We start from the raw sequence: 26,807 nt of genomic DNA, 5'->3' as shown, positions 1-26,807 counted from the left end.
AATCCGCTTTGCCTCTGAGGCAAAAGTTGCGGCGCGGGCGTCACCCGGCGCTGCCGCCTGCCAGCACCGTTTCCACCGTGTCGGCCTCCTCCGCGCTCTTGTCCGGGCGGTGTCTGAGCACCCGCGCGAAGCGCAGTGCGACCCCGGCCGGATAGCGGGAGGAGCGCTGGAGGCCGTCGTAGGCGATCTCCACCACCATCTCGGGCCGCACCCGCACGGTGAACCCGTCGTCTGAGGTCGCGAGCGCGCTCAGCGCCCGGGTCTGCCAGCGCAGCATCTCGTCGGTGAGTCCTTTGAAGGTTTTGCCGAGCATGGCGTACGTCCCGTCGCCGGCCCGCGCACCCAGGTGCAGGTTGGACAGCAGCCCGGCGCGCCGCCCGTGGCCCCATTCGGCGGCGAGGATGACCAGGTCCAGGGTGTGCACCGGTTTCACCTTGAGCCAGTTCTTGCCGCGCCGGCCCGCCGCGTAGGCGGAGGTGAGGCCCTTGACCATCACCCCCTCGTGGCCCCGGCGCAGGGTCTCGGCCCAGAACTCCTGCGCCTGGTCGCCCTGCGCCACAGGGTCCTCGACTTCCAGGCGCCGGACCCGGGCGCTCTCCGGCACCAGCGCGTCCAGGGCCCGGTACCGCTCGCGGACCGGGAGGTCGAGGAGGACGTCCGCCCCGGCGGCCAGGACGTCGAAGAAGTAGGGGACCACGGGGAGCGTGCGCCGGGCGGCCTCGACGTCGGTGCGGGAGCCGACCCGGCTCGCGATGTCCTGGAAGGGGACCGGGCGGCCGTCCCCGGTCCGGCCGATGACCTCTCCGTCGAGGATGAACCGCTCTCCCGGCAGCGACCGGGCCAGTTCGGCCACCTCCGGCAGCCGGCCGGTGATCTCGTCCAGGGAGCGCGTGTACACCCGTACCTCGTCGCCCTCCCGGTGGACCTGGACCCGGATCCCGTCGAGCTTCTCCTCCACCGCGCAGGGCCCGAGCGCGGCCAGGGCCTCGGCGACCGAGGCCGCGGTGCTCGCCAGCATGGGCTGTACGGGCTGCCCGACCCGCAGGGTGAAGCCGCCGAGCGCCGCTTCGCCGCCGGCCAGGACGGCCGCCGCCACCCTGGGCAGCGAGCCGTCCAGCATCACCGCCCGGCGCAGGTCGGCGGCCGGTACTCCGGCGGCCGCGGCCACGCCCTCCAGGGCCACCGCGTCGAGCGCGCCCTGGCGCACCTCCCCGGACAGCAGGCTGCGCAGGAACCGCTGCTCGGCCTCGGTGGCCGCGCCCAGCAGGCCGTCGAGGATCCGGCGGCGCCCGGCCTGCGAACCCGCGCCCGCGACGGCGGCCAGCTCGGTCACCGCGGCGTCCACCGCCCGGACGGTGAGGGTGGGCTCCGGCGCGGGCGCCACGTCCTGCCCGAGCGCGCGCCAGCCGATGCCCGGCCTGCCCTGGGGGAGGCGCCCGGCGAGATACGAGATCACCAGCGCGGCCTCGTCCGGGGGCGCGGCCGCGAAGAGCTCCGCGAGCAGGGCGGTCTTCCGCGACCGGGCGGAGGTGTCGGCGACCTCCCGGGACACGCGCGCGACCTCGGCCAGCAGCATGCGCCCATCCTCCCGCCGGGCGGCGCGCCCCGCAGGTCGGGGGCCGGGTCTCCGGGCCTACCGCGGGTGCGGTACACGGGCCCGCCGCTGTACTCCTGCGGAAGGTGGGGACATCCCCCTGGGGACGCTCGGGTGAGGGGCACCTGGCGATTAGGGTTTCCGTATGAAGCTCCGACTGCCCAGGCGCCGCCGGGTCCGCCTGCTCGCCGGCGCCGCCGCCCTCGCCGTCGTCGCGGGAGCCGGGCCGACGCTCGTGTCGGCCGCGGCCGGGGACGCTCCGGCCGTGCACCGCGAGGACCGCGTGGTGGACATGCCCGGCGCCGCGATCGACACCTCGTACTTCACCGCGGAAGGCCCGGGCAGCGGCTCGGGCAGCGGCTCGGGCGACGGGAAGAAACGTCCCGCTGTGCTCCTCGGACACGGTTTCGGCGGCAGCAAGGAGGACGTGCGCGCCCACGCCGAGCAGCTGGCCCGTGACGGGTACGCGGTCCTGACCTGGTCCGCGCGCGGCTTCGGCCGCTCCGGCGGCCGGATCGGGCTGAACGACCCCGAGTACGAGGTCAAGGACGTGTCCCGGCTCATCGACTGGCTCGCCACCCGGCCCGAGGTACGGCTCGACGCGGAGGGCGACCCGCGCGTCGGCCTGGCCGGCGCCTCCTACGGAGGGGCGGTCGCGCTGCTCGCCGCCGGGTACGACCGGCGCGTGGACGCCATCGTTCCGCAGATCACCTACTGGAACCTGGCCGACTCGCTCTTCCCGAACGGGGTCTTCAAGAAGCTCTGGGCCGGGATGTTCTTCACCACCGGCTCCTCGGGCGGCATGCAGCCCGCTCAGCAGGCCCCGCGGGCGGCCGAGCCGCCCGCCGCGCCCGGCTGCGGGCGTTTCCAGCCCGAGCTCTGCGCGATGTACGAGCGGGTCGCGGTGTCGGGGAAGCCCGACGCCGAGGCCCGGGCGCTGCTGGAGCAGCGCAGCCCGTCGGCGGTCGGCGCGCGGATCAAGGTGCCGACCCTGGTCGTGCAGGGGCAGGACGATTCCCTCTTCCCGCTGGACCAGGCCGACGCCATGGCCAAGGCCATCGCGGCGAACGGCGCACCCGTCTCCGTGGACTGGGCGGCCGGCGGCCACGACGGCGGCATGCGCGAAGCCGACCGGACCGCGGCCCGGACGGCGGCCTGGTTCGACCGGTACCTCAAGGGCGAGGAGGGCGCCGGCACCGGCCCGGCCTTCCGGGTCTCGCGCTCCGGCGGCATCGACTCGACCGACGGCCAGGTGCAGCTGCGCGGCGCGAGCGGCGAGGAGTATCCGGGACTGGCTTCGGAACCGGAGGAGTTCGCCCTCACCGGACCCGAGCAGAGCTTCTCCAATCCGGCGGGCGGAGCGCCTCCCGCGCTGTCCTCGCTGCCGGGTCTCGGCGGGCAGCTCGCCGCCTTCGGAGCCGGGCTCTCGCTGGACTTCCCGGGCCAGAACGCCCGGTTCGAGTCGCAGCCCCTGGCCCGGGAGGTACGGATCACCGGGGCACCGACCGTCACCCTGAAGGTGAGGTCGACGGCTGCGGACGGTTCGGCCGTGCTGTTCGGCAAGGTGTACGACGTCGGCCCGGACGGCCGCCGGCAGGTGCTGCCGAGCCAGTTGGTGGCCCCGGTCCGGGTGGAGAACGCGCAGCAGGAAACGGCCGTCGAGATGCGGCTGCCGGCGATCGACCACGCCGTCGAGGCAGGGCACCGGCTGCGGCTGGTGGTCGCCGCGACCGACCTGGGCTATGCGAGCCCGGCCGCGCCGGCCACCTACACGGTCTCGGCGCAGGGCCCCCTCCTCGTGCCCGTCGCACCGGACGTACGGACCGCGTCGGCCGGGCTGCCCGCCTGGACGTGGGGGCTGCCGCTGGGCGCGGCGGCGCTGGCCGCGGCGCTCCTGGGGATCCGCAGGACCGGCCGGGGCAGTGCGGTGGCCGGGAGCCGGGGACCGCAGCCGGACGCGGGGGCGGCCGGCGTACCGCTGGACATCACCGGGCTGACGAAGCGGTACGCGAAGTCGGGTGACCGGTACGCGGTGCGGGACCTGTCGTTCCGGGTGGAGAAGGGGCAGGTGCTGGGGCTGCTCGGGCCCAACGGGGCCGGGAAGACCACCACCCTGCGGATGCTGATGGGGCTGATCTCACCGGATGCCGGGGAGATCCGGGTGTTCGGGCACGCGGTGCGGGCGGGGGCGCCGGTGCTGTCGCGGGTCGGGGCGTTCGTGGAGGGCGCGGGTTTCCTGCCGCACCTGACGGGCCGCGCGAACCTGGAGCTGTACTGGCGGGCCACCGGCCGCCCGGCCGGTGATTCGCACATGGCGGAGGCCCTGGAGATCGCCGGTCTCGGCGACGCGCTGGAGCGCGCGGTGCGCACGTACTCGCAGGGCATGCGGCAGCGGCTCGCGATCGCCCAGGCCATGCTCGGGATGCCGGACCTGCTGATCCTCGACGAGCCGACGAACGGTCTGGACCCGCCGCAGATCCGGGAGATGCGCGACGTGATGATCCGCTACGCGGCGGGCGGGCGGACGGTCATCGTCTCCAGTCACCTCCTGTCGGAGGTGGAGCAGACCTGTACGCACCTGGTGGTCATGGACCGCGGCAGGCTGGTGCAGGCGGGAGAGGTCGCGGAGATCACCGGCGGCGGGGACACCCTGATGGTGTCGCTGGCGGGGCCGGTGGAGGCGGTGGTCGTGGAGAAGGTGGCGGCACTGGAGGGAGTGGGTTCCGTGGTGGCCGCCGATGACGGGCTCCTCGTACGGCTCGACGGCGCGACGGCCGCCGGGCTGATCGCCGAACTCGTACGGCTGGAGGTGCCGGTGACCGGCGTCGGGCCGCACCGGCGGCTCGAAGACGCGTTCCTGACCCTGATCGGAGGTGCGGCATGAGCGCCGTACAGGAGGTGGCCCCGGGCTACCACGCCGGCCGTACGCTGCCGCTGCGCGTGGAGGCGCTGCGCCAGTGGCGCAGGCGGCGGACGCTGGTCATGTTCGGGGTGCTGGCCGCGCTGCCGTTCATCATGCTCATCGCCTTCGCGGTGGGCGGCGGGCCGGACGGCCCCGGTGGGGGCAACGGCCGGATCACGCTGATCGACACGGCGACGGCCTCGGGCGCGAACTTCGCGGCGACCTGCCTGTTCGTCTCGGCGGGCTTCCTGCTGGTGGTGCCGGTGGCGCTGTTCTGCGGGGACACGGTGGCCTCGGAGGCGAGCTGGTCCTCGCTGCGCTATCTGCTGGCCTCACCGGTGCCCCGGGCGCGGCTGCTGTGGAGCAAGCTGGTGGTGGCGCTCGGTTTCAGTCTGGCGGCGATGGTGCTGCTGCCGGTGGTGGCACTGGCCGCGGGCACGGCCGCGTACGGCTGGGGGCCGCTGAAGATCCCGACCGGAGGCGCGCTGGCCGCCGGGGACACCGTGCCGCGGCTCGCGCTGGCGGTCGCCTTCGTCTTCGTATCGCAGCTGGTGACGGCGGGGCTGGCGTTCTGGCTGTCCACGCGGACGGACGCGCCGCTGGGCGCGGTGGGCGGTGCGGTCGGGCTGACGATCGTGGGGAACGTGCTGGACGCGGTCACGGCGCTGGGGTCGTGGCGCGAGTTCCTGCCGGCGCACTGGCAGTTCGCGTGGGCCGACGCCCTGCAGCCGCAGCTGGAGTGGGGCGGGATGGTCAAGGGGGCGGCGGTGTCGGTGTCGTACGCGCTGGTGCTGTTCGCCCTCGCCTTCCGGGGGTTCTCCCGCAAGGACATCACGTCCTGAAGGACGTCACGCCGGAGCGGGAGGACCCCGGGGGTCCACCCGCCCGGTGAGCGTTGGCGTTACGCCGGGACGCCCGGCGCCACGGCGTCGATCTCGGCGAGCAGTTCGGCGTCCAGCGGGCGGTCGGCGACGGCCGCGTTGGCCCGCACCTGCTCGGGGGAGGTGGCTCCGGCGATGACGGAAGCACAGCCGGGCTGGGCGGAGAGCCAGCCGATGGCGAGTTCGAGGACGGTGCGGTCGTGCTTCTCGGCGAGGGCGGCCAGGGCTTCGACCACGTCCAGCCGTTCCTCGGTGAGATAGGCGTCGCGGCCTTCGAGGCGGGAACCGGCGGGGACGGGTGCGCCCCGGCGGATCTTGCCGGTGAGGAGGCCGTTGGCGAGCGGGAAGTACGGGAGCACGCCGACGCCGTAGTGCCGGGCGGCGGGGACGAGCTCGCGCTCGGCCGACCGCTCCAGCAGCGACCACTGGTTCTGCGCGGAGACGAAGGGCACCGCGCCGGTCTCGCGGGCGACGTGGGCCGCTTCGGCGAGCTGCCAGCCGGTGAGGTTGGAGTGGCCGATGTAGCGGACCTTACCCTCGGCGACGAGCTCGGTGAGCGCGCCGAGGGTCTCCGCGATCGGGGTGGCCGGGTCGGGGCTGTGCAGCTGGTACAGGTCGATGTGGTCGGTGCGCAGGCGGCGCAGGGACTCCTCGACGGCCCGCCGGATGTACGCGCGGCCGCCGCGGGACCCGGCGGCGGGCCCGTACTTCATGTCCATGCCCGCGTAGCCGAACTTGGAGGCGAGCACGACCTGGTCCCGGCGGCCCTTGAGGGCCTGCCCGAGGTGGTTTTCGGAGCCGCCGAGGCCGCCGTAGATGTCGGCGGTGTCGAGGAGCGTGATGCCCGCGTCGAGCGCGGCGTCGACGACGGCGCGGGTGGCCTGGGCGTCGAGGCGGCCGCCGAAGTTGTTGCAGCCGAGCCCGACGGCGGACACCTGTAGACCCGAACTGCCCAGGGAGAGATAGCGCATGGGATTCGCCTTCGCACTCGTGCCATGCCTGACCGGCCGTCGGATCAGTCTAGGAGTGGCACGGCGCGGGCGACGCAGCAGGTCGGTCATCCGGGCGGGGCGGTCAGCTCAGGCGCGCGGCTCCCGCCGACGGGGAGACCGCCGTGATGCGGGGCGCCGCGTACCCCGCCCGCCGGAAGGCGTCCGTCACGGCCGACGCCACCGCGGGTTCGGCGGCCTCGTCGATCAGGGAGAGGGCCGAGCCGCCGAAGCCGCCGCCGGTCATCCGGGAACCGTAGGCCCCGGCCGCGTCGGCCGTGGCCGCCGCCAGGTCGAGTTCCGGGCAGGAGACCTGGTAGTCGTCCCGCAGCGAGACGTGCCCCTCGGTGAGCAGCGGGCCGGTCTCGCGCAGCCGCCCGGCGCGCAGCAACTCCTCGACTCGCAGGACCCGTTGGTTCTCGGTCACGATGTGCCGGACCCGTTTGCGGGCGACGGGGTCGTCGAGGCGGGCCAGCGCCCGCTCGAGCTCCTCGTACGGGAGGTCCCGCAGCGCCGGTACGCCAAGGGCCGCGGCCGCCCGGTGGCAGGAGGACAGGCGTTCCGCGTAGGCCCCGTCGGCCAGGGCGTGCTTGACCCGGGTGTCGATGACCAGGAGGCGCAGGCCCGCGGCCTCGCAGTCGAAGGGGATGTGGCACTGCTCGAGGCTGCGGGTGTCCAGGTGGAGGGCGTGGCCGTCGGTCGCGCACGCCGAGGCCATCTGGTCCATGACCCCGCAGGGGACGCCGACGTACGCGTTCTCGGCGCGCCGGGCGAGCGCCGCCAGTTCGGGGCGGGTGAGCGGCAGCCCGTACAGATCGGTCAGGGCCAGCGCGGTGGCGACCTCCAGGGCGGCGGAGGAGGACAGGCCGGCGCCGGTCGGCACGTCGGAGCGTACGTGCAGATCAGCCCCCCTGATCGGAAGGTCAGCGTCCAGCAGAGCCCAGAAGACGCCGGCCGGGTACGCGGCCCAGCTCTCGGCGCCCTGCGGGGGGTGCGCCGGGTCCAGCGCGGCGAGGTCGAGGGTCACCACACCGACCGGAGCGTCGGCGGAATGGAGCCTGAGGATCCCGTCAGTGCGCGGGGCCGCGGCGACCTCGGTGCGCTGCGGGAGCGCGAAGGGCAGCGCGAAGCCGCCGTTGTAGTCGGTGTGTTCGCCGATCAGGTTGACCCGCCCGGGCGCCGCCCAGACCCCCTCGGGCGGGTAGCCGTACAAGGCCTGGAATTCCTGGGCCGTCCCGGTCACGGGCTCGCCACCTCCCGCAGCCGCGCGGCCGCGTCCTCGGGCCGGACGTCGTTCATGTAGGCCTCCATGCCGGATTCGGTCCCGGCGAGGTACTTCAGTTTGTCCGCGGTGCGCCGGACCGTGAACAGCTCCAGGTGGAGGGCGAAGTCCTCACGGCCCTCGCCGAGGGGGGCCTGGTGCCAGGCGGAAATGTACGGGGTGGGGTCGGTCCGGCCGAAGAGCCGGTCGAAGCGGCGCAGCAGCTCCAGGTAGATCCCGGGGAACTCGGCGCGGGCCGCGTCGCCCAGCGCGGGCAGGTCGGGGACCCGGTGGTGCGGGTAGAGGTGGACCTCGTACGGCCAGCGCGCCGCGTAGGGCACGAAGGCGGTCCAGTGCTCCCCGGTGAGGACGATGCGCGAGCCGTCGGCGCGTTCTGCGGCCAGCACCTCCTCGAAGAGGTTGCCGCCGGTGTCCGCCCGGTGCGAGGCGACGGTGGCGAGCATCCGGGTGGTGCGCGGGGTGACGAACGGGAAGGCGTAGATCTGGCCGTGCGGATGCGCGAGGGTGACGCCGATCTCGGTGCCCCGGTTCTCGAAGCAGTAGACCTGCCGGACGCCTTCGCGGACGGAGAGTTCGGCGGTGCGGTCGGTCCAGGCGGCCAGCACCAGCGCGGCGCGCTCCTCGTCGAGCTCGGCGAAGGAGGTGCGGTGGTCGGGGGTGAAGCAGATGACCTCGCAGCGGCCGGTGTCACCGGCGAGGGACGGGAAGCGGTTCTCGAAGACGGCCACCTCGTAGTCGGGGGCCGGGATCTCGCTCGCGCGCCCTTCGGTGGAGGGGCACAGCGGGCAGGAGTCGGCGGGCGGGTGGTAGGTACGGTCCTGCCGGTGGGAGGCGATGACGACGCTGTCGCCGAGCAGCGCATCGCGCCGTACCTCGGAGGTGCTCGCGGAGGCCGCCCCGAGCGGGCGGGTGTCGGGGAAGGCGCGGGCCGCGCCGTCGTCGGTGTCGTAGTAGAGGATCTCGCGGCCGTCGGCCAGTCGGGTGCTCGTGCGCTTCACGTGAGGATCCTCTCTCACTGGAGGGTGACGACCGTGCGGCGGCCCAGGTCGGGCTGGTCGCGCAGCGGCAGTTCGGTGCCGGGGCGCTCCAGTTCGAGGACGACGAGCTCGTTCCCGCCCGTGTTCCACAGGGGGCCGGGGGCGTAGAGCGTGCGCTGCGGGCCGCGGGGGGTGTCGTGGTGGCCGAGGAGGAAGCCGTTCAGCCAGACCAGGCCGGTCCCCCAGCCGGACATGTCCACGAAGGCGTCGGCCGGTGCGCCGGTGAGCTCGTGGGTGAAGCGGTGGAAGACGGGCAGGCCCTCCTCGGAGCCGCCGGGCGCTTCGGCGGTGAAGTCGAGTCCGGTGAGGTCGGTGAGCGGCAGCGGGCGGATCTCCCACTCGAACAGCTGCTGGTGGCCGTGGCGTACGCCGCGCCAGATGCCCTTGCGGTCGTCGAGGAGCGGACCGTAGTTGACCCTGCCCTGCGCCCTGACCAGGACGTCGAGGACCACGCCGGCCTCGCCGACGGGCAGGTCCAGTCCCTCGTCGGGGGCGTTGCGGTCGAGGACGCCCAGCGGCACTCCGTCGGCGAAGAGGTACGCGCGGTCGCCGAGGCCGTCGATCTTCACGGGCATGGCGGGGCGCGGGCCGGTGATCGTGGTCCGGTAGTGGATCATTCCGTGGCTCTGCCCGAGGCGTTCCATGGGCTCGGGAGCAGGGCGCAGGACGGGCGGCCCGGCGAGCAGATCGAGGGCCGCCGGCAGCGGTGCGCGGCCCGCGGGGGTGGCGAGGGCGGGGGTGATCCGCGGCAGCGGTGCGGGCAGAGGGTCCTCGGGGAGCGGGACGTACTTGCCTATGACCTCGCGGAACGCGTGGAACTTGGGGCCGAGTTCGCCGGCTTCGCCGATGGGCGCGTCGTAGTCGTAGCTGGTGACGGTGGGCTGGTAGCCGGCCTCCCCCGGGCGGGACCCGGTGTGGTTGGCGCCCGCCCAGAAGCCGAAGTTGGTGCCGCCGTGGGCCATGTAGAGGTTGACGGAGGCGCCGGTGGCGAGGAGTTCGTCGAGGGATGCGGCGGCGTCGTCCACGGCGCGGACGTGGTGGTCCTCGCCCCAGTGGTCGAACCAGCCGATCCAGAACTCCATCGCGGCGAGCGGGCCGGTCTTCTGGTAGCGGCGCAGGGCGTCGAGCCGCTCGGCGGGCCGCGCGCCGAAGGTGGCCGTGGCGAGGCGGCCGGGAAGCATGCCGCCCTGGAGCATGGCGTCCTCGGGTCCGTCCGCGGTGAACAGCAGGCAGTCCACGCCGCGTTCGACGAGGGCCCGTTCCACATGGGCGCGGTAGCGGCTGTCGTTGCCGTACGAGCCGTACTCGTTCTCGATCTGTACGGCGACGACCGGACCGCCGCGGCTCGCGAGGAGGGGCAGCAGCTCCGGGACGACCAAGTCGAACCAGCCGTCCACCTCGGCCTCGAAGCGGGGGTCGGAGCAGCGCAGGTGGAGGCCGTCGACGGCGAGGAGGCGGGCGGGCAGGCCGCCGAAGTCCCACTCGGCGCAGATGTAGGGGCCGGGGCGGACGATGGCGTCGAGGCCGAGGTCCTGGGCGGTGCGCAGGAAGCGGCCGAGGTCGCGCCAGCCGGTGAAATCGGCCTTGCCGGGGGCGGTCTCGTGGAAGTTCCAGGGGACGTAGGTGTCCACGGTGTTCGCGCCCATCGCGCGCAGCCGCTTCAGCCGGTCCTCCCACAGGTCCGGGTGGACCCGGAAGTAGTGCAGGGCCCCCGAGACGATGCGGTGGGGGCGGTCTGCGCGCCGGAATCCGTCCTGGTCGTGCGTGAGCATGCGCTGACTCCCGGGAGAGGGTCGTGATGCCGTGACGTGCGGAACGCCACCGAATATATGAACGCTCCGACCGCGCCGTCAATGACGAGTTGATCGGAATCGATCGAATCGATCGGTTCGATTGCCTATGATGGCGATGACGGAACGGCAGACCGCGGGGGGACCCCTTGAGACCACACGTAGACCAGCGCCAGGCACAGGTGCTCGCCCTCGTCCGGGCCCGGGGCAGCGTGCGCGTCGCGGAGCTGGCTCAGGAGCTGGGCGTCTCCCCCGTCACCCTGCGGCGGGACATCGAGGCGATGGCGGCGCGGGGCGAGATCCAGCGGATGCACGGGGTGATCAGCCGGGTGGAGTCCGGGCCGGCACCGGCGGCCGGGCCGGCGGGCGCGGGGGCGGGGGCGGGGGACGCCGGGGCCTCGGCCATGGCATCGGCGGCTGCCGGTCCGGGGGCTTTGGCCGGGGGGCGTGCTCCGGCCGGTGGCGGCGAGGGGCTCGTGATCGGGATGGTGGTGCCCACGACCGAGTACTACTACGCCGATGTCGTACGGGGGGCCCGCGCGGCCGTGGAGGCCCGCGGCGCGCGGCTGACGGTGGGTCTGACCCGGTACCTGCCGGGCGAGGACCGGACCCAGGCGGACCGGCTGCTCTCCACCGGGGCGCACGGACTGCTGCTGACCCCGAACTGGGAGGCCGGGTCGCCCGGGCCCGCGGAGGGGGCCTGGACGGTGGAACTCCCCGTTCCGACCGTCCTGGTGGAGCGGTGGGCGCCGCCGGGGCATCCGGCGGCCGCGCTGGACCGGGTGGCCTCCGACCACGCGCACGGCGCGGCCCGCGCGGTGCAGCACCTGGTGGGGCTGGGGCACCGGCGGATCGCCCTGGCCACCCGGACCACGCCGACGACGGCGCGGCTGCGGGCCGGGTACGACGCCGCGGTGGCCGCGCTCGGGCTGGAGCCCGCGCCGCCGTGGCCGCCGACCGGGCCCGGCCCGCTCTCCGACGCGGACGCGTTCGCCCGGACCCTGGACTACCTGTGTGACGCGGTGACGGCGGGCGGGGTGACCGCGGCGCTGATCCACAGCGACACCGACGCGATCATGCTGATCCCGCGGCTCCAGGCGCGGGGTGTGCGGGTGCCCGAGGACCTGGCCGTGATCACGTACGACGACGAGGTCGCCGGGATGGCGGACGTACCGCTGTCGGCGGTGGCGCCGGCCAAGCGCGAGGTGGGAAGCCGCGCGGCGGAGCTGCTGCTGGACCGGCTGCTGGACCAGCGGGCGGGCGAGAACGCGCAGGACAGCCCCCGGCAGCACCTCGAACTGCTGCCGCGGCTGACGATCCGCACGTAGCGGGCCGTCAGCCGCGGATGCCGAACCGACCCCGACCTGACCCCGAACTGATCACTTCGATCGGATTGCCCTTCGGATGCCGGAGGTTCTGCCGGGGGCGCGGGCCGATAGTGCTGGACTGGGCCCCGCCGCACGGCGCAGACTGCGGTGAGCGTTCACACGGGGTGCTGGGGCGCACGGTGATGGGGGGACGCTCGGTGCTGCGCATTCACTTCACGGCCGAGGATCTGGCCCGGACCAGGGTGGCCGCCACGATCGGCGCGGCCGCGGAGACCATGTACGGCCTGCGGCTGCTGCGTGATGGCGCCGGCGGCGCGCTGCCCTTTCGCCCTTGGCGGGCGACGGTGCGCGGGCGGCTGGGTGCGCACGCGCGCCCGTTCACGAGCCTGCTGGCCGTCGACGGCCCGGACCTCGACCTGTCGACGGTGATGGGTGACACGCCGTCCCTCGAGGAAGGGATCGACCTTCTGATGCGGGCGTCGCCCGCCCGTTTGCGGACCGAGCTCGAACACATCGCCTTCCACCCCTCGCAGGTGTCGTGGGCCCGGAGCCTGGCGGAGGGGGACCTCGAAGCCCGCCGGCACTTCGCGGCGGGGCTCGCGGCCTGCAACGAGGCCATCGTCGCCCCCTACTGGAGCAGCGCGAGATCTCATGTGGAGGGGGTACGGGCGACCTTCGCACGGACCCTGCTCGACGGCGGGGTCGAACGTCTTCTGGAGGGGATGTGCGTCCCGCTGGTGCGGTGGCGGGCGCCCGTGCTGGAGGTGCGGTACCCGCGGCATGCAGACGTCCGGCTCGCAGGGCGCGGTCTCGTCATCGCGCCGACGGTCTTCCTGTGGCAGGATCCGGTGCTTCTGTGGGACCCGCAGGACGAGGCGTCGACACCCACGCTCGCCCTTCCCACCATCGGTGACGCGAAGGCGGGCGCCGCCGTGTGGGGTGCGGCGGAAGCCGCGGACCGGTCGCTCGGCGCACTGCTGGGGCGCACCCGGGCCGCCGCATTGAAGGTGGCCACCGAAGGATGCAGCACGACCGAGCTGGCGCGGCGTCTGAACCTCTCGGTCGCGGCGGCCAGCGAGCATGCGACGGTACTGCGCAACGCCAACCTGATCACCACCAGCCGGCGCGGCAAATCCGTGGTGCACACCATCACCCCGCTGGGCACGGAACTCCTGGGAAGCCCGCCGGCCGACCGCGGCTGACCGGGGCTGTTATCGGCTGACCGGGCTGTTCTCGGCAGCGGTCCCGTGGGGTCACCGCGTCGATCCGGCACGGCCTCCCTGCGCCGTCGCTTCCGGACCGCGGCCCGCCACCAGTTCCGCCAGGTACTCCCGGCCCCTCGCGAGCTGACCGGGCAGCTCGGCCGCCTCGGGATACCAGCGTTTCTCGTACTCCCAGCAGAGCCAGCCGTCGACCGGTGCGGCGGCCACCGCTTCGGCCACCGCCTCGGCCAGCGGCAGCACTCCCGCTCCGAGGCCGAGCGGGGTGAGGTCCTGCGCCGAGGCCACGTCCTTCACCTGCACGTAGCCCAGGTGCGCGGCCAGGGCCTGCCGCGACCGCTGCGGGGGCTCGCCCCCGAGCCAGGTGTGCAGGACGTCCCACAGCGCGCCGGCGCCCGGGTGCGCGACCCGGTCCAGGACCCGGGCGGCGGCGGCTCCGGTGCGGTGGGAGTCGTGGGTCTCCAGCAGGATCCGCACACCGTGCCGCTCGGCGAACGGAGCGGCAGCGCGGAGCCTTCGTACGGCGTTGGCGTCGGCGGTCGCCCGGGGCAGGCCGCGGCCGCCCGGGAAGACCCGTATGCAGGGGGCTTCGAGGTCGGCGGCGAGCCGGACCAGTGCGCGCAGTTCGGCGAGAACCGGCTCGTCGGGGCCGGCCGCGGCCACCTCGGCGTAGCCCGCGATGCCGAGGACGGCGACCCCGGCCGCGGTGAGGGTCCGCCGGCCGACGGCACGCTCGGTTGCGGGGCTGCCGGGGTGCAGGGCTTCCTCGGGGTGGGCGCGCAGTTCGAGGCCGTCGAAGCCGTGGGCGGCCGCGAGGGCGGCGCTTCGGTCGAGGGGGGTTCCGGGCAGGCCGAGCGTGGAGAAGGCGTACTTCACGGGCGGCTCCCTCTCGCCGGAGCGGGTCCGGTGGAGGCGCGCACCATCAGCTCGGTGGGCAGGGTGGTGATTCCGCCCGGGGGCAGCGGCCGGCGGCGGGTGACCAGTTGGGCGGCGAGTGCGCCCGCCTCGCGCAGGGGCACCCGGACGGTGGTGAGGGCCGGGGCGGTGTCCACGCAGAACGGGAGGTCGTCGAATCCGGCGACGGACACGTCCTCGGGAATCCGCAGTCCGGCCTCGCGCAGGGCGGCGGCGACTCCGGTGGCGACGGTGTCGTTGGCCGCTGCGACCGCGGTGAAGGGTGCCCCGCGGCGCAGGAGTTCGCGGGTGGCGTCGTAGCCCGCGGAGCGCGTGAAGGCGGCGTGCACGGTCAGGTCGGCGCAGGCTTCCGGGAGGTTCGGGTCGTGGCGCAGGAGGGCGGCGCGGTGTCCGGCGAGCCGCTCGCGGGTGGTGCTCAGTCCGGGCGGGCCCGCGACGGAGGCGATGCGCCGGTGCCCGAGCGCCAGCAGGTGCTCGGCGAGGCGGAAGGCGCCACCGTGGTCGTCGAACGTCACGGTGGCGACGGGCAGTTCGGCGGGCGGTGGGGTGGGCATGCCCGCGGGCATGGCGGTGGGCAGGGGCAGCGGGGGCCGCCCGCACAGGACCACGGGCGCGCCGCTCGCGGCCAGTCGGGCGACGCGTACGGCGAGGGCTGCGGTGTGACCCGGATCCTCCGGGGCGCCGCCGGTGAGGACGACTCCGCCGGCCCGCTGCCCCTCCAGCAGGGCGAGGTAGGCCAGTTCGGCCGCGGGGTTCCCTTCGGTGTTGCAGACGACCGCGAGGCGGCGGGCGTCTCCCCGGCCGGCGGGCGCCAGGGCGCTCTGCAGGGATCCGGCGAGGATCCCGAAGAAACTGTCGGCGACGTCGTGGACGAGGACGCCGACGAGGTCGGAGGTGGCGGCCGCGAGCGCGCGGGCGGGACCGTTGGCGATGTAGCCGAGCTCTTCGACGGCCTGCTCCACACGGGTACGGGTGCCGCCGGCCACCGGGTATCCGCCGTTGAGCACGCGCGAGACCGTGGCGGGCGACACCCCCGCGCGCGCCGCGACCTCGGCCAGGGTCACTGCCATGCCAACCGCCCCCCTTCTTTCCGTTCCCGGGTCATCGTCTCATTCGACGCGTGGATCTCCATACTCCCCGATGCAGCAAGCGCTTTCTATCACCCGTAAGAGTGTTGCCCTGGAGATGATCGCGGGCCTAGCCTGAACGCAGAGAAAGCGCTTTCTATTCTTTTCCATCGCCATCCAACGGGGAGCACACCGTGGACCGCAGGACCATCAAGATCGCCATGAACGGGGTGACCGGGCGCATGGGCTACCGCCAGCACCTGGTCAGGTCCCTGCTCGCGCTGCGCGAGCAGGGCGGGCTTCCGCTGGGGGACGGCACCGTGCTGTGGCCCGAGCCGGTTCTCGTGGGGCGCCGGGAGCCGGCCCTGCGGGAGATCGCCGAACGGCACGGGCTGGAGCACATCAGCACCGAACTGGAGGCGGTGCTGGCCGATCCGGAGGTCGAGATCTACTTCGACGCCCAGGTCACCAGCGCCCGCGAGACGGCGGTCCGGCAAGCCATAGCGGCCGGCAAGCACGTGTACTGCGAGAAGCCGACCGCCCTGACCTTCGAGGCCTCACTCGGGCTGGCACGGCTGGCCGCGGCCGCCGGAGTCAAGCACGGCGTGGTGCAGGACAAGCTGTTCCTGCCCGGGCTGCTGAAGCTGAGGCGGCTGATCGAGGGCGGCTTCTTCGGCGAGATCCTCTCCGTGCGCGGGGAGTTCGGGTACTGGGTCTTCGAAGGTGACTGGCAGCCCGCGCAGCGGCCCTCGTGGAACTACCGGGCGCAGGACGGCGGGGGCATCGTCGCCGACATGTTCCCGCACTGGGAGTACCTGCTGCATGAGCTGTTCGGCCGGGTCCGCACCGTGCAGGCCCTCACCCGGACGCACATCGGGCGCAGATGGGACGAGGAGGGCACGCCGTACGAGGCGACGGCCGATGACGCCGCGTACGGGATCTTCGAGCTGGAGGGCGGTGCGGTCGCCCAGATCAACTCCTCGTGGGCGGTGCGGGTGCACCGCGACGAGCTGGTGGAGTTCCAGGTGGACGGAACGCACGGTTCGGCCGTGGCCGGGCTGCGGGGCTGCCGCGTCCAGCACCGCGGGGCGACGCCGAAGCCCGTGTGGAATCCGGATCTGCCGCTGACCGAGTCGTTCCGGTCCCAGTGGCAGGAGGTGCCGGACAACGTCCCCGCCGACAACGGCTTCAAGGCCCAGTGGGAGCTCTTCCTGCGCCATGTCGTCCTCGACGAACCCTGGCATTGGGACCTGCTGGCCGGGGCGCGCGGAGTACAGCTCGCCGACCTCGGCCTGCGCTCCTCGGCGGAGGGGCGGCGGCTGCCGGTACCGGAGGTGATCCTGTGAGCATCCGGCTCCCCTCGGCGGACGGCGGGTACCGCCTGCACCGGCCGAACACCGATCCCTTCGCGCCGTTCAGCTGCGGTCCGGCCCACAGCCGCAGGTTCTACTCGGCCGCGCACGTGGTCGCCGACCCGCCGGGCACGGCAGGGCCCGGCGTGGACTGGGAGGCGACACTGGCCTTCCGCCACCGGTTGTGGGCACAGGGCCTCGGGGTCGCCGAGGCCATGGACACGGCCCAGCGCGGAATGGGCCTGGACTGGCCGACCGCCGCGGAGCTGATCCGGCGCTCGGCGGCGGAGGCGAGGGGCGTCGGCGGGCGGATCGTCTGCGGGGCGGGGACCGACCAGCTCGCCGCGGACCACGCGCACTCCCTGGCGGCGATCACCGCCGCGTACGAGGAACAGCTCGCGCACGTCGAGGCCTGCGGGGCGGGTGCGGTGCTGATGGCCTCACGGGCGCTGGCCGCCACGGCCCGCGGCCCCGAGGACTACCTGGAGGTGTACGGAGGCCTCCTCCGGCAGAGCGCGCGGCCGGTCGTACTGCACTGGCTGGGGCCGATGTTCGACCCGGCACTGGCCGGCTATTGGGGTCACGACGACCTCGACGCGGCCACGGAGGTCTTCCTGAAGATCATCGCCGACTGTCCGGAGAAGGTGGACGGGATCAAGGTCTCGCTGCTGGACGCGGACCGGGAGGTGGACATCCGGCGGCGACTGCCGGCCGGTGTGCGCTGTTACACGGGTGACGACTACCACTACCCGGAACTGATCGAAGGGGACGGGGAGTTGGCCAGCGACGCGCTCTTGGGCATCTTCGACCCGATCGCTCCCATAGCGGCGCGGGCGGCGCTGGCCCTGGACCGGGGGGACGGCGCGGGTTTCCGGGAACTGCTGGATCCGACGGTTCCGCTGTCGAGACATCTCTTCGCCCCGCCGACCCGTTTCTACAAGACGGGGGTGGTCCTGCTGGCCTGGCTGGCCGGCTACCAGGAGCAGTTCCGGATGGTCGGCGGACTGGAGACGGCGCGGCCGCTGGCCCATCTGGCCACCGCCTACGAACTGGCGGACCAGCTGGGGCTGTTCCCCGATCCGGAGCGTGCCGAGGACCGGATGCGCAAGCTGCTCGCGCTGCACGGAGTGGCGTCGTGAAGCCGGCGCCGGCGCCGCCGCGGCTGAGCATCAACCAGGAGACGATCCGCCAGTGGTCGGTGCCCGAGCTGGTCGCCGGGTGCACGGCGGCAGGGGTGGGCGCGGTCGGGCTGTGGCGCGATCCGGTCCGGGCTTACGGGCTGCGGGAGACGGCGAAGCTGGTCGCGGGGGCGGGGCTGCGGGTGAGCTCGCTGTGCCGGGGCGGCTTCTTCACCGCGGCCGATCCGGCCGGACGGGCGGCAGCTCTCGACGACAACCGCCGGGCCGTGGAGGAGGCGGCCGAACTGGGCGCGGACACATTGGTCCTGGTCTCGGGCGGGCTGCCCGCCGGCGACCGTGACCTGGTGGCGGCGCGCGAGCGGATCGCCGGCATCCTCGGCGAACTGGCGCCGTGGGCCGCCGCGCACGGGATACGGCTGGGGATCGAGCCGCTGCATCCGATGTTCGCCTCGGACCGCTGCGTGGTCTCCACGCTCGGCCAGGCCCTGGACCTGGCCGAGCGGTTCCCCGCGGAGCAGGTCGGGGTGGTGGCCGACTCCTATCACCTGTGGTGGGACGAACGGTTGCCGGCCGATCTGCTGCGGGCGGGCGAGGGCGGGCGCATCGTGTCCGTCCAGGTGGCCGACTGGGTGACTCCGCTCCCCGAAGGCGTACTGCTGGGACGCGGACAGCTGGGCGAGGGCTCCATCGATCTGCGCGGCTTCCGCGAGCTGGCCGACGCGGCCGGATACCTCGGGCCGGTGGAGGTGGAGATCTTCAGTCCGGGCCTGTGGGCCCGGGACGGCACGGAGGTGCTGCGGGAGGTGATCGACCGCTACCGCGAGCACGTCGACTGAAGGGGCGGGGCGCCGGAAAGGGTGTTCGAACGGTGACATAACGTGCCCTCCATGGATCAGGAGCACATAGCCGGGGAGGACGAAGGCGCAGGCAGGCGGCGGTTCCTCGCGATCGCGGCGGGGGCGGCCACGGCGGCCGGACTCGGGGCCGTCACCGGCTGCGCGGGCGGGGAGGGTGGTGACCTGGCGGCTAGCGGGCCGCCGAAGGTGAGCGGAAGCTCGTCGCCCGGGCCGGCGGTCTTCGACGTCAAGGCCGAGAACGCCCGCCCGGGTCACGCCGACTGGCCGGTGGCCAAGGCCGGTCCGGCCCGGGCCATCGAGGGATTCGCAGACCGGGTCAGCGTGCTGCCCGGCGAGTCCTTCGGGCTGTACGTGTCCACCACCGCGCCCCGGTTCACCGTCTCCGCCTACCGGATGGGCTGGTACGGCGGAGCCCGGGCCCGCCTGGTGTGGCGCTCCGAGTCCCTGCCCGGGATGCGGCAGCCCGAGCACACGGTGGACTCCGGGACGCGGATGGTCCGCACCCGGTGGGCCCGTACGGCCACGGTCGACACCAAGGACTGGCCGGAGGGCTGCTACCTGCTGCGGCTCGACGCCCAGGGCGGGGAGGGACAGCGGTTCGTGCCGGTCACCGTCCGCTCGGCGGCTACGGCGGGCCGTACGGTCGTGGTCAACGCGGTGGCGACCTGGCAGGCATACAACCGGTGGGGCGGCTACGGCAGCTACGACGGTCCCGGCGGCGGCTACGCCTCGCGTTCCCTGGCGGTGACCTTCGACCGGCCGTACGAGTACGACGACGGCGCGGGCCTGTTCCTGGTGTACGAGGCTCCGCTGATCGCACTCGCCGAACGGCTCGGCATACCGCTCGCGTACGCCACGACCACGGACGTGGCCCGGGAGAAGCGGCTGCTCGAAGGGGCCTCGGCGGTGCTCTCGCTCGGGCACGACGAGTACTGGTCGCCCGAGCAGCGGGCGCACGTCACCGCCGCCCGTGACGCGGGGACCAACCTCGCGATCCTGGGGGCGAACTGCTGCTTCCGCCGGATCCGGCTGGAGGCGTCCGACCTGGGGCCGGACCGCACGCTGATCTGCTACAAGTCCTCCTACGCCCAGGATCCCGGCTTCCGGCGCGGCCACCCGGCGACGGTGGACTTCCGGTCGGCTCCCGGCGCGGATCCGGAGAGCTCGCTGCTCGGCGTCATCTACGACGGCTACCCGGTGGATGCCCCGTACGTGGTGACCCACCCCGGCCACTGGCTGTTCGAGGGCACCGGTGTGAAGGCCGGCGACCGCTTCGAGCACCTGGTGGGGGTGGAGTACGACAAGGTCGACACCGGTTTTCCCACACCCCGGCCCCTCGAGATCCTGGCCCACTCCCCGGTGGTGTGCGAGGGCCGGCGCAGTCATCAGGACACGGCCTACTACACGGTGGCGAGCGGGGCGGGGGTGTTCGCGACCGGCACGATGCGCTGGGTGGAGGCCCTGGACGCGTCGGGCGACGGCCGCAGCGGCGCGAACCACGGCCTGGACGCGCGGTCCGGAGCGCTGACCACCCGTGTGACGGAGAACCTGCTCCGGGTGTTCGCGGCGGGCCCCGCGGGCCGGACGTACCCGGCGCAGGACAACCTGAAGGCGGTGTACGGGGGGTCGTGAGCGCGGGCGGTCCCCGGAACCAGGGCCGGAATCCGGTGGACCCCACCCCGAACGGCTGTTTAGGATCGTGATCGCGGCATCGCGTGTCGGTCACCGGCTGGGTGAGGCATGGAGGTCGCCGCGAAGTGCCTTTCGGAGGCATTCACCCATGTCAGTAGCACTGAACCACACGATCATCCACTCCCGTGACAACCGGGAGTCCGCCGAATTCCTGGCGCACGTCCTCGGCCTGCGGGTCGGGACCGAGTGGGGCCCCTTCATCCCCGTGGAGACCGCCAACGGCGTCACCCTGGACTTCGCGACCATTCCGGCCGGGTCCATCACCCCGCAGCACTACGCGTTCCTCCTCTCCGAGGAGGAGTTCGACGCGGCCTTCGAGAAGATCCGGGCCGCAGGGGTCCCGTACTACGCCGACCCGCACGGCAAGCTCCCCGGCGAGATCAACCACAACGACGGGGGCCGGGGCGTGTACTTCACGGACCCGGCCGGGCACGGGATGGAGATCATCACCCGCCCGTACGGGTACCAGGAGGACGGGGCGGGGGCCGCGTAGCCGCGGACGGTTCGGCGACCACCCGTCCCGCTCGTCACCGTTTCCCCGGGCGTTCTCCCTCCGGGTGCAGGTAGACGATGTTCGGCGCGCCCGTGCCCGGGTGGATTCCGATCCGGGTGCTCACCCCGTACACCTCGGCCAGCAGTTCCTCGGTCAGTACCGCCGCGGGCGGGCCCGAGGCCACCACGCGGCCGCCGTCCAGCACGTACAGCCGGTCACAGAAGGCGGCGGCGAGGTTGAGGTCGTGCAGGACCAGCAGGCCGGTGGAGGGCAGGGCGCGGACCAGGCCGAGGATCTCCAACTGGTAGCGGATGTCCAGGTGGTTGGTCGGCTCGTCGAGGGCGAGCAGGCCGGGATCCTGGACGAGGGCGCGGGCCACCAGCGCGCGCTGGCGTTCGCCGCCGGAGAGCTCGTCGAAGCGGCGGGCGGCGAAGGCGCCCGCGCCCACGGTCCGCAGGGCCCCGGCCACCCGCCGGGCGTCGTCCGGGCCGTCCTGCTCCCAGAAGCGCTTGTGCGGGCTGCGCCCCATGGCGACGACCTCGCGGACGGTCAGCCCGAAGGTGCCGCTCGCGTCCTGCGGGACGACCGCCACGCGCCGCGCCCGGTCCTTGACCGTGAGCGCGCCCGCGTCGGCGCCGTCCAGCAGGACCCGGCCGGCGGTGGGCCGCAGGGTGCCGTACACACAGCGCAGCAGAGTGGTCTTGCCGCTGCCGTTGGGGCCGACCACACCGACCGTCTCGCCGGGACGCGCGGTGAGGTCGACACCGTGCAGCAGCGTGCGCCCCTCGGTCTCGTAACGCACGCCCTGGACGGCGAGTTCCAGCGCCGCGGTCCCGGTCATCCGGTCATCCCCTCGGTCCGGGTGGAGCGCCTCAGCATCCACAGGAAGAACGGCCCGCCGACGAGGGCGGTGACCACGCCGACCGGGATCTCCTCGGGCGCCGCGGCCGTACGGGCGACCAGGTCGGCCAGGAGCAGGAACACCGCCCCGCCCAGCGCGGCCACCGGCAGCAGCGCCCGGTGCGCGGCGCCGACGACCATCCGGGCGGCGTGCGGAATCATCAGCCCGACGAACCCGATCGCCCCGCTGTAGGCCACGAGCACGCCGATGACGAGGGAGGTGAGCACGAAGACGACGGCCCGGAAGCGCCCGGTGTCCAGGCCCAGCGTGTGCGCGCCCTCCTCACCCGCGAGCAGCAGGTCGAGCGGCCGGGCCAGGGCGATGAGCAGGCCGGTACCCACGAGCAGGGCGGCGGCAGGCAGGGCCAGTTCTTCCCAGCGGGCCCCGCCGAGCCCGCCGAGCGTCCAGAAGAGGACGGAGTTGACCTGGTCGGGGCGGGCGGCGAGCACCAGGACGAGGCTGGTGAGCGCGGACAGGACGTACTGGACGGCCACCCCGGCGAGGATCAGCCGGCCGGTGGTCATGGCTCCACCGCGCCGGGCCATGGCGTAGACGGCGAGGAGCGCGATCAGCGACCCGGCGAACGCGGCGGACGGCACGCCCAGCCGGCCCGCGAAACCGGCCAGGCCCGCCGCCCCCGCGACACCGGTCCCCGCGCCGAAGACGATCACGAGGACGGCCCCTGCCGAAGCGCCGGAGGAGGCCCCGAGCAGGAACGGGTCGGCGAGCTGGTTGCGTACGAGGGCCTGGAGCACGGTGCCCGTCACGGCGAGCCCGGCGCCGACGACGGCCCCGAGGAGCACCCTCGGCATCCGGACGTCCCACACGATGGAGGCGAACGCCCCGGTGCGCCCCTCGCCCGTCAGGCCGCCGAGCACGACGTCGAGGACCTGGCCGGGCGCGATCCGTACCGGCCCCAGGGCCAGGCCGGCGACGGCGGACGCCGCCAGCGCGGCGACGAGGAGGACGAGGACGGCCGGGGTCCGGCGCCGGCTCACGCGGCGTCGGGGTGCAACTGGCGGCCCAGGGACTCGACGGCGTCGGCGACGCGCACCCCGAGGACGGCCGAGGAGAGCGGAAGCACGACGAACCGCTGGTTCTTGATGGCGGGAACCTGGGCGAGGGCCGGGTCGTTCAACAGGCGCTGCTTCTTGGCTTCGACGGTGGTGCTGCCGTAGTCGTAGATGAGGACGACCTCGGGCTTGCGTTCGATGACCTTCTCCCACGACACGTCGCCGAAGGTGTCCTTGAGGTCGGCGAAGACGTTCGTCCCGCCGGAGAGCGAGACGATCTGGTGGCCGATGCCGTCGCCCCCGGCGGTGAAGGCGGAGGCCTCGCCGGAGTCGTAGACGAAGACGGACGGCCGGGGCTTGTCCTTCACCCGGGCGGTCACGGTGTCGATGCGGCGCTGCTCGTCCTCGATGAGCTTCGCGCCGCGCTCGGGCACGCCGAAGGTCCGCGCCACTTCGGTGATCTCGGTCCTGAGCTGCTCGACGCCGACCGGGCCTCCGGCGCAGTTCTCCACGTTGAGCCGGGAGTTGATGCCGGTCTTGGCCAGCCCCTCACGGTCGCGGCCCTGCGCCTTGTCGAAGGCGCTGGAGTAGCCCCCGTAGACGAAATCGGGGTTGGCTCCGAGCAGGACCTCCTTGGAGGGGTACTCCTTGGCCAGCACCTTGATCTTGTCGTAGGCGGGCCGGTAGGCGGGCAGCACGGCGTCGTCGAGGTAGGCGGAACCGGCGATCCGGTCCTCCAGGCCGAGGGCGAGCAGCACCTCGGTGGCGTGCTGGTTCATGGTCACGGCGCGCTGCGGCGGGGCCTGGTAGGTGCTGGTCACACCGCAGTTGGTGACGGTGTACGGGAACCCGGGCGCCTCGGCGGACGAACCCGCGGCCTTGGCCTGCCGTTCGGCGGGGGAGCCGGCGCAGGCGGCCAGGGGTATCAGGAACGCGAGGGGGGTGATCGCGCGCAGGAAGGCGCGGGCGCGACGGTGCGACATGGCAGAGCCTCTCCGGGGGATCCGCGTCCCCTGGTCGACGTGAAGGACCGAGCAGAGGCGGTGCGTCAGTGTCTGACTCCCGGCCTTCCCCGTGGGGAGGGCCGGTCACAGTGGCGGGACCGCACCGGAATCGCACCGGTTTCCTGTCCTGCACCGCCTGGGTTACGCGGCCAGTCTGCCAGAGTCGATCTTCCTGGGTGGCGGGACCCCCGGCCGGGGAGGATCGTGGACAGGGTGATGGGTGGATCAGCGGATGCCCCCGCGCCCCGGCGCCGCCCGCGCCGTCGGCGCGCCCCGCGCGGCGCACCGGCCGCGCTGGCGCTGGCGCTCGCACTCCTCGGCCCGGCGCTGCTGGGCGCGGCCCCCGCCGGGTCGGACGAGACCGTCTCCCTGGCCGGCAACGAGCCCGGCCAGCGGCTCGACGTCACCCTGGTCCAGGTGGTGGACCCGGCGAGCCCGGCCGATCCGGAAGGCCCGGCCGCCGATACGTCGACCCGGCTGCTGGCCGTGCGCTTCCGGTTGGAGAACACCGGGACCGCCGTGTACAAGGACTCCCCCGCACCGGCCGCGCACCTGCTCGACACGGCCGGGAAACGGTTCGCGGGGCTGAACAGCCCGACGGCGGCCGGAGCCTCCTTCCCGGACACCGTCACCCTGCGCCCCGGCGGTTCGGCCGAGGGCTTCGTCACCTTCCGGCTCCCGAAGGACGCCGCCCCGGCGGCCGTCCAGTTCGCCCTGAACGGCGGCCTGGCCGACGACGTCGGCCAGTGGAGCCTGCCGTAACCCCCCGGGACGCCGGCGACACCACCGCGGCGCCCAGTCCGTTCACCGCGGCGCCCGGGGACGGCCTCCGCGCCGCCCCGGAACGCCGCCGTGGCAGGTGAGTTCCCGCCGCCCTCTTGACCACTCTGGTCCAGACCAATAGTTTCCGGCATGCACCGCGCACGCGCTCACGCCCCGCTCCCGCATCCGCAAAGGAAGCCCATGCGCCGCAGCATGCTCGGCCGGCTGGCCGTCGCCGCCTGCTCCCTCTCCCTGCTGACCGCCTTCGCGCCCGCCGCCGGCGTCGCCGTGCAGGACGGAGCAGCGGGCGGTCACCACCGCTCGTACAAGAAGGTCGGCTACTTCACCCAATGGGGCGTCTACGGACGGGACTTCCAAGTCCAGGACCTGGAGAAGAACGGCTCCGCCGGCAGGCTCACCCACATCAACTACGCCTTCGGCAACGTCAGTGCCGAAGGCAGGTGCTTCACCGGGAACGTGCCCGGCGAGGCCGACGCCTGGGCCGACTACGTCCGCCCGCTCGACGCCGAGAACTCGGTGGACGGGGTCGCCGACACCTGGGACCAGCCGCTCGCCGGCAACTTCAACCAGCTGCGCGAGCTGAAGGCCAAGCACCCCGGCCTCAAGGTGCTGATCTCGCTGGGCGGTTGGAGCTGGTCCACGCACTTCTCGGACGCCGCGCTCACGCCCGCCTCCCGCAAGGCGTTCGTCGAGTCGTGCATCGACCTCTACATCAAGGGCAACCTGCCGCGGGACGGCACCCGCGGCGGCGCGGGCGCGGCCGCCGGGGTGTTCGACGGGATCGACCTCGACTGGGAGTGGCCCGGCTCCGCCGGTGACACGGACACGAGGTTCCGGCCCGAGGACAAGCGGAACTTCACCGAGCTGGTCAGGGAGTTCCGCAGGCAGCTCGACGCCCACGAGCGCAGCGTGAAGCGGAAGTCGCCGTACGAGCTGACGGCCTTCGTCCCGACCGCACCCGCCAAGATCGACGCGGGCTTCGACGTCCGCCGGATCATGCGCGACCTCGATTTCGTGACCCTCCAGGGATACGACTTCCACGTCTCCGGCGAGTCCACGACGGCCCAGCAGTCCGCGCTCTACGCCCGGGGCGACTTCAGCGTGCACGGCACGGTCGACGCCTGGCGGCGGCGCGGCGCGCCCGCGCACAAGCTGGTGATGGGCATGCCGTTCTACGGGCAGGGGTGGACGGGCGTCAGCGGCGGCGGGGACGGCATGGGGCAGCCGGCCGCCGGGCCGGCGCCGGCCACCTGGTCGGCCGGGTACGAGGACTACAAGGCGCTGAAGGAGCTGGCCGGTTCCGGGACGTACCAGGTCCACCGGGACCGGCGCGGCGGGCACGCCTGGCTCTTCGACGGCAGCACCCTGTGGACGTACGACGACCCGCAGGTGCTGCGCACCAAGACCGGCTACATCCGCGCACACGGCCTCGGCGGCGCGATGTTCTGGTCTCTGGACGCGGACACCGCCGACGGCGAGCTGATGACGGCCGTGGACCGGGGCCTGCGGGGCCGCTGACCCGGGGCTGCGGGCCCACTGACCGGCGCCGCCGGGCCGCGACTTCGGATCCGGCCCGGCGGCGCCCTCCACGTGCGCGCCACGTGCACGCCACGTGCGCGCCTCGTGCGCGGTCGGACGACAACCGGGCGGCCGGCGGCCTCCACTGCTCCGCGACGGCGCCGCGGTCGGCCCGGGAGAAGCGGCGCAGCGGGCTCACGCTCACCGTGCCGTCTCACGTCTCCAGGTCGCGGCGGCCCGGCCGTCGACCAGGACGACGCGGGCGTCGGGGCGCGGTGCGTCGGGGAGGGCCAGCAGCTCCCGTCCCCGCTCGCCGCGGAAGGAGACGAGCGCCTCGCGGAGCGCGGCGACGGCGGCCGGCAGTCCGGCGAGGCCGCACCAGGCGCGCAGGTCGGCCGTGGCGGCCGGGCCGTAGGCCGCCAGGCAGCGCCGTGCGAGCGCCTGGCCGACCGGATCGGAGCCGTCGTCGGAGGGCGGGTCGATCTCGCCACCCGGCCAGGAGGAGAGCAGCACCCTGCGCACGCCGGCCCGGCGTCCGCCACGCCCGCGGCGGCAGCTGCGCCCTCCGAGGGGCGCCGATCAGCATCTCCCCCAGGGCCCGGCGAGGGCCCGCGCGAGTCCGGTCATCGAGCGCGGCTCGCCGTCGGCCATCACCGCCCGGCCCGCGGCGGCGAGTTCCTCGAGGTCGGTCGCCGCGACCTCGCGGCACGTGACGAGGTGGACGGTGCGGCACATCAGACGGGTCCGCGCCACGCCCCGCCGGACGAGCCGGTCCGAGCGCTCCGCCGGGTCGAACGCCCGCAGCCGCGACCAGAGCCCGGCGAACGGCTCCTGCGGTTCCTGCGCCTCAGTCCGCCGAGGGGCGCGACTGCGTCGAGGACCGGCGTCGAGGACCGGCGTCGAGGACCGGCGTCGAGGACCGGCGTCGAGGACCGGCACCCCGGCGCGGTCGAGCAGCAGCTGCCGGGCGAGCGTCGCGCGGCCCAGCGCCCGGTGGTGCGCCGTGCGGTCCGGCGCGGTCCCGAGCCTCGCAGGAGAAGCGGACAGAAT

At 73.9% G+C, this 26,807-nt stretch carries 21 protein-coding genes, 1 pseudogene and 1 riboswitch; of the genes and pseudogenes, 11 read left to right on the top strand and 11 right to left on the bottom strand.

Going from position 1 to position 26,807, the window contains the following annotated elements; genetic code table 11:
- Nucleotides 1–40: 40 nt before the first annotated feature.
- Entirely contained in the window at nucleotides 41–1,576 is a 1,536-nt protein-coding gene (locus ACZ6I1_RS00440) for an ATP-dependent DNA ligase (protein WP_469281523.1), read from the bottom strand.
- 163 nt (nucleotides 1,577–1,739) lie between these two features.
- On the opposite strand from ACZ6I1_RS00440, the gene ACZ6I1_RS00435 reads away from it, so the two are divergent.
- Nucleotides 1,740–4,478 (top strand): alpha/beta fold hydrolase, encoded by a 2,739-nt coding sequence (locus ACZ6I1_RS00435; protein ID WP_469281521.1) that lies wholly within the window; start codon nucleotides 1,740–1,742, stop codon nucleotides 4,476–4,478.
- On the top strand, nucleotides 4,475–5,338 hold the full coding sequence (locus ACZ6I1_RS00430) for an ABC transporter permease (RefSeq protein WP_469281520.1): 864 nt from the start codon (nucleotides 4,475–4,477) through the stop codon (nucleotides 5,336–5,338). The genes ACZ6I1_RS00435 and ACZ6I1_RS00430 overlap by 4 nt, the downstream gene beginning before the upstream one ends.
- A 59-nt stretch (nucleotides 5,339–5,397) precedes the next feature.
- Here ACZ6I1_RS00430 and ACZ6I1_RS00425 read toward each other — a convergent pair whose 3' ends face one another.
- From ACZ6I1_RS00425 to ACZ6I1_RS00410, 4 genes are all read right to left on the bottom strand, one after another.
- On the bottom strand, nucleotides 5,398–6,348 hold the full coding sequence (locus ACZ6I1_RS00425) for an aldo/keto reductase (protein ID WP_469281518.1): 951 nt from the start codon (nucleotides 6,346–6,348) through the stop codon (nucleotides 5,398–5,400).
- A gap of 103 nt (nucleotides 6,349–6,451) precedes the next feature.
- Entirely contained in the window at nucleotides 6,452–7,609 is a 1,158-nt protein-coding gene (gene galK / locus ACZ6I1_RS00420) for a galactokinase (protein WP_469281517.1), read from the bottom strand.
- Nucleotides 7,606–8,646, bottom strand: coding sequence for a galactose-1-phosphate uridylyltransferase (gene galT, locus ACZ6I1_RS00415; RefSeq protein WP_469281515.1), 1,041 nt, complete (start codon nucleotides 8,644–8,646; stop codon nucleotides 7,606–7,608). The genes galK and galT overlap by 4 nt, the downstream gene beginning before the upstream one ends.
- Nucleotides 8,647–8,660: 14 nt before the next feature.
- The gene (locus tag ACZ6I1_RS00410; protein ID WP_469281513.1) at nucleotides 8,661–10,457 is read right to left on the bottom strand and encodes a glycoside hydrolase family 35 protein; all 1,797 of its coding nucleotides are present in this window, start codon (nucleotides 10,455–10,457) and stop codon (nucleotides 8,661–8,663) included.
- A 167-nt stretch (nucleotides 10,458–10,624) separates the two neighbouring features.
- Here ACZ6I1_RS00410 and ACZ6I1_RS00405 point away from each other — a divergent pair, with 167 nt between their 5' ends.
- Nucleotides 10,625–11,803, top strand: a complete 1,179-nt coding sequence (locus ACZ6I1_RS00405) for a substrate-binding domain-containing protein (protein ID WP_469281510.1) — start codon at nucleotides 10,625–10,627, stop codon at nucleotides 11,801–11,803.
- Between the two features lie 197 nt (nucleotides 11,804–12,000).
- Nucleotides 12,001–13,005, top strand: coding sequence for an ArsR/SmtB family transcription factor (locus ACZ6I1_RS00400; RefSeq protein WP_469281508.1), 1,005 nt, complete (start codon nucleotides 12,001–12,003; stop codon nucleotides 13,003–13,005).
- A gap of 51 nt (nucleotides 13,006–13,056) precedes the next feature.
- Here ACZ6I1_RS00400 and ACZ6I1_RS00395 read toward each other — a convergent pair whose 3' ends face one another.
- Nucleotides 13,057–13,899: a sugar phosphate isomerase/epimerase family protein gene (locus ACZ6I1_RS00395; protein WP_469281506.1), complete on the bottom strand. Its 843-nt coding sequence runs from the start codon at nucleotides 13,897–13,899 to the stop codon at nucleotides 13,057–13,059.
- Entirely contained in the window at nucleotides 13,896–15,008 is a 1,113-nt protein-coding gene (locus ACZ6I1_RS00390; RefSeq protein WP_469281504.1) for a LacI family DNA-binding transcriptional regulator, read from the bottom strand. Before ACZ6I1_RS00390 ends, ACZ6I1_RS00395 begins: the two co-directional genes overlap by 4 nt.
- 218 nt (nucleotides 15,009–15,226) lie before the next feature.
- Between ACZ6I1_RS00390 and ACZ6I1_RS00385 the strand changes: the two genes are divergently transcribed.
- From ACZ6I1_RS00385 to ACZ6I1_RS00365, 5 genes are all read left to right on the top strand, one after another.
- On the top strand, nucleotides 15,227–16,351 hold the full coding sequence (locus tag ACZ6I1_RS00385; RefSeq protein ID WP_469281991.1) for a Gfo/Idh/MocA family protein: 1,125 nt from the start codon (nucleotides 15,227–15,229) through the stop codon (nucleotides 16,349–16,351).
- Nucleotides 16,348–17,496, top strand: a complete 1,149-nt coding sequence (locus ACZ6I1_RS00380; RefSeq protein ID WP_469281502.1) for a dihydrodipicolinate synthase family protein — start codon at nucleotides 16,348–16,350, stop codon at nucleotides 17,494–17,496. The genes ACZ6I1_RS00385 and ACZ6I1_RS00380 overlap by 4 nt, the downstream gene beginning before the upstream one ends.
- Nucleotides 17,493–18,332, top strand: coding sequence for a sugar phosphate isomerase/epimerase family protein (locus ACZ6I1_RS00375; RefSeq protein WP_469281501.1), 840 nt, complete (start codon nucleotides 17,493–17,495; stop codon nucleotides 18,330–18,332). Before ACZ6I1_RS00380 ends, ACZ6I1_RS00375 begins: the two co-directional genes overlap by 4 nt.
- Before the next feature lie 51 nt (nucleotides 18,333–18,383).
- On the top strand, nucleotides 18,384–19,985 hold the full coding sequence (locus ACZ6I1_RS00370; protein ID WP_469281499.1) for a N,N-dimethylformamidase beta subunit family domain-containing protein: 1,602 nt from the start codon (nucleotides 18,384–18,386) through the stop codon (nucleotides 19,983–19,985).
- A gap of 148 nt (nucleotides 19,986–20,133) precedes the next feature.
- Nucleotides 20,134–20,538: a VOC family protein gene (locus tag ACZ6I1_RS00365; RefSeq protein ID WP_469281497.1), complete on the top strand. Its 405-nt coding sequence runs from the start codon at nucleotides 20,134–20,136 to the stop codon at nucleotides 20,536–20,538.
- 34 nt (nucleotides 20,539–20,572) lie between these two features.
- On the opposite strand, the gene ACZ6I1_RS00360 is transcribed toward ACZ6I1_RS00365, so the two are convergent.
- Genes ACZ6I1_RS00360 through ACZ6I1_RS00350 form a run of 3 tightly spaced genes read right to left on the bottom strand, consistent with a single transcriptional unit; the run spans nucleotide 20,573 to nucleotide 23,435 of the window.
- On the bottom strand, nucleotides 20,573–21,379 hold the full coding sequence (locus ACZ6I1_RS00360) for an ABC transporter ATP-binding protein (protein WP_469281495.1): 807 nt from the start codon (nucleotides 21,377–21,379) through the stop codon (nucleotides 20,573–20,575).
- A complete protein-coding gene (locus tag ACZ6I1_RS00355) occupies nucleotides 21,376–22,437 on the bottom strand; it encodes a FecCD family ABC transporter permease (RefSeq protein ID WP_469281494.1) in 1,062 nt (353 codons plus the stop codon). Before ACZ6I1_RS00355 ends, ACZ6I1_RS00360 begins: the two co-directional genes overlap by 4 nt.
- Entirely contained in the window at nucleotides 22,434–23,435 is a 1,002-nt protein-coding gene (locus tag ACZ6I1_RS00350; protein ID WP_469281493.1) for an ABC transporter substrate-binding protein, read from the bottom strand. Before ACZ6I1_RS00350 ends, ACZ6I1_RS00355 begins: the two co-directional genes overlap by 4 nt.
- Before the next feature lie 46 nt (nucleotides 23,436–23,481).
- A riboswitch (cobalamin riboswitch) is annotated at nucleotides 23,482–23,620 on the bottom strand.
- A 52-nt stretch (nucleotides 23,621–23,672) separates the two neighbouring features.
- Here ACZ6I1_RS00350 and ACZ6I1_RS00345 point away from each other — a divergent pair.
- Together ACZ6I1_RS00345 and ACZ6I1_RS00340 are read left to right on the top strand one after the other, a co-directional pair.
- Complete coding sequence (locus tag ACZ6I1_RS00345; RefSeq protein WP_469281492.1) at nucleotides 23,673–24,218, top strand: DUF4352 domain-containing protein; 546 nt, start codon at nucleotides 23,673–23,675, stop codon at nucleotides 24,216–24,218.
- A 201-nt stretch (nucleotides 24,219–24,419) separates the two neighbouring features.
- Entirely contained in the window at nucleotides 24,420–25,757 is a 1,338-nt protein-coding gene (locus ACZ6I1_RS00340; protein WP_469281490.1) for a glycoside hydrolase family 18 protein, read from the top strand.
- 97 nt (nucleotides 25,758–25,854) lie between these two features.
- On the opposite strand, the pseudogene ACZ6I1_RS00335 reads toward ACZ6I1_RS00340, so the two are convergent.
- Nucleotides 25,855–26,804: pseudogene (locus ACZ6I1_RS00335) on the bottom strand (DNA glycosylase AlkZ-like family protein); the annotation flags it as partial.
- Between the last annotated feature and the right edge of the window lie 3 nt (nucleotides 26,805–26,807).

Source organism: Streptomyces sp. NPDC046303 (genome assembly GCF_055588085.1).
The sequence above is the reverse complement of the archived record's forward strand: the minus strand, read 5'-3'. Positions and strand labels throughout refer to the sequence as shown.

Bases quoted from the DNA above. Each gene is read 5' to 3' on its own strand.
- ACZ6I1_RS00440 (WP_469281523.1), bottom strand. From the start codon at position 1,576: ATGCTGCTGGCCGAGGTCGCGCGCGTGTCCCGGGAGGTCGCCGACACC.
- ACZ6I1_RS00435 (WP_469281521.1), top strand. From the start codon at position 1,740: ATGAAGCTCCGACTGCCCAGGCGCCGCCGGGTCCGCCTGCTCGCCGGC.
- ACZ6I1_RS00430 (WP_469281520.1), top strand. From the start codon at position 4,475: ATGAGCGCCGTACAGGAGGTGGCCCCGGGCTACCACGCCGGCCGTACG.
- ACZ6I1_RS00425 (WP_469281518.1), bottom strand. From the start codon at position 6,348: ATGCGCTATCTCTCCCTGGGCAGTTCGGGTCTACAGGTGTCCGCCGTC.
- ACZ6I1_RS00410 (WP_469281513.1), bottom strand. From the start codon at position 10,457: ATGCTCACGCACGACCAGGACGGATTCCGGCGCGCAGACCGCCCCCAC.
- ACZ6I1_RS00390 (WP_469281504.1), bottom strand. From the start codon at position 15,008: ATGGCAGTGACCCTGGCCGAGGTCGCGGCGCGCGCGGGGGTGTCGCCC.
- ACZ6I1_RS00385 (WP_469281991.1), top strand. From the start codon at position 15,227: ATGAACGGGGTGACCGGGCGCATGGGCTACCGCCAGCACCTGGTCAGG.
- ACZ6I1_RS00370 (WP_469281499.1), top strand. From the start codon at position 18,384: ATGGATCAGGAGCACATAGCCGGGGAGGACGAAGGCGCAGGCAGGCGG.
- ACZ6I1_RS00365 (WP_469281497.1), top strand. From the start codon at position 20,134: ATGTCAGTAGCACTGAACCACACGATCATCCACTCCCGTGACAACCGG.
- ACZ6I1_RS00360 (WP_469281495.1), bottom strand. From the start codon at position 21,379: ATGACCGGGACCGCGGCGCTGGAACTCGCCGTCCAGGGCGTGCGTTAC.
- ACZ6I1_RS00350 (WP_469281493.1), bottom strand. From the start codon at position 23,435: ATGTCGCACCGTCGCGCCCGCGCCTTCCTGCGCGCGATCACCCCCCTC.
- ACZ6I1_RS00345 (WP_469281492.1), top strand. From the start codon at position 23,673: ATGGGTGGATCAGCGGATGCCCCCGCGCCCCGGCGCCGCCCGCGCCGT.
- ACZ6I1_RS00340 (WP_469281490.1), top strand. From the start codon at position 24,420: ATGCGCCGCAGCATGCTCGGCCGGCTGGCCGTCGCCGCCTGCTCCCTC.